The organism is Dietzia sp. HMSC21D01 (assembly GCF_001815995.1).
Classification (GTDB): Bacteria; Actinomycetota; Actinomycetes; order Mycobacteriales; family Mycobacteriaceae; genus Dietzia; species Dietzia cinnamea.
In genome coordinates this window covers 1-6,580 of record NZ_KV824003.1, presented here as the reverse complement: position 1 = coordinate 6,580, position 6,580 = coordinate 1, and the positions used below count along the sequence as shown (strand labels likewise).

The following is a 6,580-nucleotide window of genomic DNA, read 5'->3' as shown; positions in this document are numbered from 1 at the left end:
AGCGGGGCCGCACCGACTGCCCCGTCGACTGCCCCGCTGCCGTCCGCCCCGCTGCCCGCCGCACCGGTGCCCGCCATGTCAGTGGAAGAAGTGCCGGGCGCCGGTGAAGTACATGGTGATCCCGGCCTTCTCGGCGGCCTCGATCACCTCGGCGTCGCGCACGGAGCCGCCGGGTTGGACCACCGCGCGGACGCCGGCCTCGGCGAGCACCTGGAGCCCGTCGGCGAAGGGGAAGAACGCGTCGGAGGCGGCGACCGCACCGGTGACCCGGTCCCCCGCGCGCTGCACGGCGAGCCGCGCCGAGTCGACGCGGTTGACCTGACCCATGCCCACGCCGACGGTCGCGCCGGACTGGGCGAGCAGGATGGCGTTGGACTTGACCGCGCGGCAGGCGCGCCACGCGAACAGCAGGTCGCGGAGGGTCTGCTCGTCGGCGTCGGCGCCGCAGGCCTTGGTCCAGCCGGCCACCACGTCGCCGTCGGCGTCGAGGGAGTCACGCTGCTGCACCAGGACGCCGCCGGAGATCTGCTTGCGCTCGACCTCATCGGTCGCCGGGCCCTGCGCCTCGAGGATGCGGATGTTCTTCTTGCGCTGGAGGATCTCCACGGCGCCGTCGGCGTAGGACGGGGCGATGATGACCTCGGTGAAGATCTCGGCGACCTGCTCGGCCATCTCGACGGTGACCTCGCGGTTCGCCGCGATGACGCCGCCGAACGCGCTGACGGGGTCGCACTCGTGAGCGGCGCGGTGAGCGGCGGCGATGTCGGTGCCGATCGCGATGCCACACGGGTTGGCGTGCTTGATGATCGCCACGCACGGCTCGGCGTGATCGAAGGCGGAGCGCCACGCGGCGTCGCCGTCGACGTAGTTGTTGTAGCTCATCTCCTTGCCGTGCAGCTGGCGGGCCTGGGCGAGCCCGGGCGCGGCCGCGGCGTCGGTGTAGAGGGCGGCGCTCTGGTGCGGGTTCTCGCCGTAGCGCAGCGTGGCCACGAGGTCGAGGCTCTGCCCCTGCCAGATCGGGTAGCCCTCGTCCGCGCCGGACGTCTGATCGGTCATCCACGTGGCCACGGCGACGTCGTAGGCGCCGGTGTGCCGGAACGCGGCGGCGGCGAGGCGGCGGCGCTGCTCGAGCGTGAACCCGCCCGCGGCGACGGCCTCCAGCGCGTCGCCGTAGCCGGCGGGGTCCACCAGGACCGCGACGGAGGGATGGTTCTTGGCCGCCGCGCGGACCATGGACGGTCCGCCGATGTCGATCTGCTCGACGCAGGCGTCGTGGTCGGCGCCGGAGGCGACGGTGTCGGTGAAGGGGTAGAGATTGACGACGACGAGCTCGAACGGTTGCACGCCGAGGCCCTCGATCTGCTCGAGATGCTCGGGCTTGCGAGTGTCGGCGAGAATGCCGGCGTGAACCCGCGGGTGCAGGGTCTTGACCCGACCCTCGAGGCATTCCGGGAACCCGGTCAGCGCGTCGACGGGCGTCACGGCGATCCCGGCGTCCGCGATGCGCTGGGCGGTAGAGCCGGTGGAGACGATCTCGACCCCGGCGTCGGCGAGCCCCCGGGCGAGTTCTTCCAGCCCGGTCTTGTCGTAGACGCTGATGAGGGCACGGCGGACGGGCCTGCGGGAGTCGGTCACTTCAGGTGCACCTTTCGACCTTCGATGTGGAGTCGGCCGCGGGCGGCGGCCGCGAGGACGTCGACGAGCAGTTCGCGCTCGACGACCTTGATGCGTTCGTGGAGGGTGGGCTCGGTGTCGTCGGGGAGGATCTCGACGGCGCGCTGGGCGATCACCGGGCCGGTGTCGACCCCGACGTCGACCAGGTGCACGGTGCAGCCGGTGACCCGTACCCCGTACGCGAGCGCGTCGCGGACGGAGTGCGCGCCGGGGAACGACGGCAGCAGCGCGGGGTGGGTGTTGACGACGCGGTCGGCGAAGCGACCCAGGAACTCGGCGCCGAGGATGCGCATGAACCCGGCCGACACGACCCAGTCGGGCGCGAACCGTGCCACGGCCTCGGCGAGGGCGAGGTCCCAGGCGGCGCGGTCCGGATGGTCACCGGGACGGAGGACGGCGGTGGATATGCCGGCGCGGTCAGCGCGGGCGACGGCCTCGCAGTCGCGGTCGGAGACGAGCGCGATGACGCGGTACGGGCAGTCGCCTGCCGCCGCGGCGTCGAGAACGCTCTGGGCGAGGGTGCCGGAGCCGGAGGCCAGCAGCACGATCCCGCAGGACCCGCCACCGGAGGACTCGGTTTCCGCCACCTGCTGCGCTCCCGCCCGTCGATCCGGCGGCCCGCCGGTCGCGCGGGCCTCGTCTGGGGAGTCTAGTCGGCCGGTCTCGGCTCCTCGTCAGGCAGACCGGTCGAATCGTCCTCGGCGGGCTCAGCGGCGTCCCCGGCGACCTCCTCGGCCGGCTCCTCGCTCGGCTTCCCTGTCGGCTCGTCTACCGGCTCGCCAGCCTGCTCCCCTGCCGGCTCGTCAGCGACGGGCGGGTCCTCGGCCGCCGCATCCGATGGCGGGTCCGCGTCCACCGCGGTGTCGGTCTCAGGGGCTCCGTCGAGGTCGGCCGCCGCGCCCTCGGAGTGATCGGTGTCGGCTCCGAGGTGATCGACCTCGTCGTCGTCGCCCTCCCGGGCGTCGTCGTCCCCGCCGACCCCGACCGGGGCGATCACGTCGTCGGACACCGTCCCCGCACGGCGGCGGCGACGCTCGAGCTCGCTCTCCGCGCGCTCCCGGCGCCGCGTCAGGCCCGCCAGGGACAGGGCGATGGTCGCCGACCCGATGATGCCGAACAGCAACAGACCCATGCCCGCCGCGATGAGCGACCCCGTGCCCACCGTGCCGAGCACACCGAGCTCGCCCCCGGCCACGACAGGGCTCACCGCGATCACCAGCGCCACGATCGCGGCGGCCAGCCACGCCGCCTTCACCGCGTCTCCGGTCGTCCGGAACCAATGCGCCACCGACCGCGCCAACGCCGCCGCCAGGACCACCGTCACCAGCAACAGCCCCTGCACCGCCCAGTGCGGGGTGGTGGTGGGCAGCACGGCAGCCAGCGGGACCTCCGGCATCGGGCCGCGCGACACAGCGAAGACGCTGTACGAGGCCTGGCCCAGATGCGCCTCCCCGCCCACGAGCAGGGACGCGGCGCCGATCACCACGTTGGGCAGATACGCCGCCGAGATCGCGGTGAGCGCGGCCGTCCCCACGACGTCCTTACCGATCCCCAGCGCCGCCGCGACGGGCTCCCACGCCGCCACGAGGCCGACCAGGACCAGTAGGGTCGCGACCGCCCAGGCCGCGGCGACGAACGCCGCTCCGAGGTGGATGCCGCCGCGGACCCACAGCGGCACGACCTCGCGCAGGTCGCGCCGGAAGTACAGCCACACCCCCAGGCCCGCCCCGGCGATGGCCACAGCCGCCGTCCACCCCAGCGCCGACGGCAGGGACGACTCCCGCACCGCGAAGTCCGACGCCGCGGAGCCCACGAGCAGAGTCGCCAGACCGGTGAGCAGCAGACCCGCCACCGTCACGCCGGCCACCGCCGCTCCGGCCTCGCGCGCGCCCGGCTGCTCCACGTCCGCCAGCACCGCGCGGGTCTGACGCGCCAACACCGCCGCGTAGAGCACCGGCGGCAGCAGCGGGAGGAATCCCAACTCGATGGTGTCCACCACCAGCGGGACGCGGTTGAGCACCAACCACTCCACGGCGACCACGGCGAACAACGAGTCGAACCCGTCGGAGGTGAACACCAGAGTCGCCAGGGTCGAGGCGGCCAACACGAGCACGGTGACGATGACGGGAAGTGCCGCAGCCGCCGCCGTCCACAGCAGCGAACGGGCGCCCGCGGGAGACCGTCGGGCGGCGGGCCGGATGACGCGTGGGGGACTCACGCTGACCACCGTAGAGAGCCGGTCCGACATGCCCACCCCCGGCACGCCGCGACCCCCGCCATCCGGGGATGACGGGGGTCGCGGGAACCCTCACGCACGGCCGCCCCTCACGGGGCCGCCGCGGGTGGATCACAGGGCGTCGAGGATCTCCTTGGCGAGCTGGGCGGTCTCGGACGGCGTCTTGCCGACCTTCACGCCCGCGGCCTCGAGGGCCTCCTTCTTGGCCTGCGCGGTGCCGGCCGAGCCGGACACGATCGCGCCGGCGTGGCCCATCGTCTTGCCCTCGGGGGCGGTGAAGCCCGCAACGTAGCCGACGACCGGCTTGGTGACGTTGCCCTTGATGTAGTCGGCCGCACGCTCCTCGGCGTCGCCGCCGATCTCGCCGATCATCACGATGACCTTGGTCTCCGGGTCGTTCTCGAAGGCCTCGATGCAGTCGATGTGCGTGGTGCCGATGATCGGGTCGCCGCCGATGCCGATGGCGGTCGAGAAGCCGTAGTCGGCCAGCTCGTACATCATCTGGTAGGTCAGGGTGCCCGACTTGGACACGAGACCGACCGGGCCCTTGCCGGTGATGTTGGCCGGGGTGATGCCGACCAGCGACTCACCCGGTGTGATGATGCCCGGGCAGTTGGGGCCGATGATGCGGGTCTTGCCGCCCTTGGCGAGGTTGTAGTTCCACGCGGTGGCGGTGTCCAGGACCGGCGCGCCCTCGGTGATGACCACGGCGAGCGGGATCTCCGCGTCCACGGCCTCGATGATGGCGTCCTTGGTGAACGGCGGCGGTACGAACAGGATCGTCGTGTCGGCACCGGTGGCCTCCATGGCCTCCTTCACGGAACCGAAGACGGGCAGCTCGATGTCGTTGCCGTCGGCGTCCTTGTGGGACACGGTGGTGCCGGCCTTGCGGGCGTTGACGCCACCGACGATCTGGGTGCCGGCCGCGAGCATGCGGGCCGTGTGCTTGGTGCCCTCGCCGCCGGTGATGCCCTGGACGATGACCTTGCTGTCCTTGTTGAGGAAGATCGACATGTGTGTAAGGTCCTCTGCTTCTTACTTGGCGGCCAGCTCGGCGGCCTTGTCGGCGCCGGAGTCCATATTGTCGGCCAGGGTGACGAGCGGGTGGTTCGCCTCGGCGAGGATCTTGCGACCCTCCTCGACGTTGTTGCCGTCCAGACGCACGACGAGCGGCTTGTTGGCCTCGTCGCCCAGGATCTCCAGGGCCTTGACGATGCCGTTCGCCACCGCGTCGCAGGCGGTGATGCCGCCGAAGACGTTGACGAACACGCTCTTCACCTGCTCGTCGCCGAGGATGACGTCGAGACCGTTGGCCATGACCTCGGCGGACGCGCCGCCGCCGATGTCGAGGAAGTTGGCGGGCTTGACGCCACCGTGGTTCTCGCCTGCGTAGGCGACGACGTCGAGGGTCGACATGACCAGGCCGGCGCCGTTGCCGATAATTCCGACCTCGCCGTCGAGCTTGACGTAGTTGAGGCCGTTCTCGGCGGCCTTCTGCTCGAGCGGATCGGTGGTGCCCGCATCGGCGAAGTCGGCGAAGGTGTCCTTGTGACGGAACTCGGCGTTCTCGTCCAGCGTCACCTTGCCGTCGAGCGCGAGGATCTCGTCGTTCGGCGTGCGCACGAGCGGGTTGACCTCAACCAGGGTGGCGTCCTCCTTGACGAAGACCTCGTACAGCTTGGCGATGGTCACCGCGGCGGCGTCCAGCACCTCCTCCGGCAGGTGGCCGGCCTTCGCGATCTCGCGGGCCTTGGCCACGTCGACGCCCTCGGTGGGGTCGATGTTGATCTTCGCGAGCCGGTCCGGGGACTCCTCGGCGACCTGCTCGATCTCGACGCCGCCCTCGACCGAGCACATGGCCAGGTAGTTGCGGTTAGCGCGATCGACAAGGAAGGAGATGTAGTACTCCTCCGCGATGTCACTGGCCTCGGCGACCAGCAGCTTCTTGACGATGTGGCCCTTGATGTCCAGGCCCAGGATGTCCTCGGCCCGGGCTCGAGCCTCCTTGGCATCCTCTGCCAGCTTCACGCCGCCGGCCTTACCACGGCCACCGACCTTCACCTGGGCCTTGACGACAACAGGCTTGCCGATCTCGGCCGCGACCTTCTCGGCCTCCTCCGCGGTCTCCGCGACGCGCCCCGGGGTGGTGGGCACGTCATGCTTCGCGAAAAGAGCCTTTGCCTGGTATTCAAAGAGATCCATCAGCTCACCATCTTGACGTGGGTAGATTCGCCCGGCCCCGTTGTAAAGCCGAGTCCTGCCTCATCCTAGGCGCGCGGTGTGTCGCCCGTCGCACCCCGGGGGTATGTGTGTGTATGTATGTGCACTGAATCACAGCGCGCGTCAGCCCGGGCGCGATCGCCGACGCCCTCTGGGCCCCCTCGGGATCCTTCAAACCCCTCGAACCACGCGAGTCACACCGGTGTGATGCACTCCGCTCCCGCGGGGCGGTCGCCGCCTTGCGAGGCCGTTGCCGGTCCGTTACCTTGGACGACGTTCATCACGAAAAGATCACGGCGCGACGACAGAGGGGAAACGACCACGGTGAGAGAGTCGCATCAGGAAGTAGCAGCGACTCCTGTCGTCATTCCTCCGGCCGGTGCGCATCGCGTCGGCCGCCACCGGATGCCCGCGCCGCCGACCGCCCTGCGCGGTCGCGCCGCCGTCCTC

General features: G+C 71.1%; 5 protein-coding genes. All 5 read right to left on the bottom strand.

Annotated elements, in window-relative coordinates:
- Nucleotides 1-78 precede the first annotated feature (78 nt).
- The 5 genes from purH to sucC all read right to left on the bottom strand — a co-directional run bounded on the left by purH (nucleotide 79) and on the right by sucC (nucleotide 6,112).
- Complete coding sequence (purH, locus tag HMPREF3086_RS12410; protein ID WP_070722143.1) at nucleotides 79-1,635, bottom strand: bifunctional phosphoribosylaminoimidazolecarboxamide formyltransferase/IMP cyclohydrolase; 1,557 nt, start codon at nucleotides 1,633-1,635, stop codon at nucleotides 79-81.
- Nucleotides 1,632-2,261 carry a phosphoribosylglycinamide formyltransferase gene (gene purN, locus HMPREF3086_RS12405; RefSeq protein ID WP_174521547.1) on the bottom strand — a complete coding sequence of 210 codons (630 nt, stop codon included), beginning with the start codon at nucleotides 2,259-2,261 and terminating at the stop codon, nucleotides 1,632-1,634. The genes purH and purN overlap by 4 nt, the downstream gene beginning before the upstream one ends.
- Before the next feature lie 62 nt (nucleotides 2,262-2,323).
- Nucleotides 2,324-3,892, bottom strand: a complete 1,569-nt coding sequence (locus HMPREF3086_RS12400; RefSeq protein WP_246830985.1) for a cell division protein PerM — start codon at nucleotides 3,890-3,892, stop codon at nucleotides 2,324-2,326.
- 129 nt (nucleotides 3,893-4,021) lie between these two features.
- Complete coding sequence (sucD, locus tag HMPREF3086_RS12395; RefSeq protein WP_061913798.1) at nucleotides 4,022-4,924, bottom strand: succinate--CoA ligase subunit alpha; 903 nt, start codon at nucleotides 4,922-4,924, stop codon at nucleotides 4,022-4,024.
- Nucleotides 4,925-4,945: 21 nt separating this feature from the next.
- A complete protein-coding gene (sucC, locus tag HMPREF3086_RS12390) occupies nucleotides 4,946-6,112 on the bottom strand; it encodes an ADP-forming succinate--CoA ligase subunit beta (RefSeq protein ID WP_061913796.1) in 1,167 nt (388 codons plus the stop codon).
- Nucleotides 6,113-6,580: the final 468 nt, after the last annotated feature.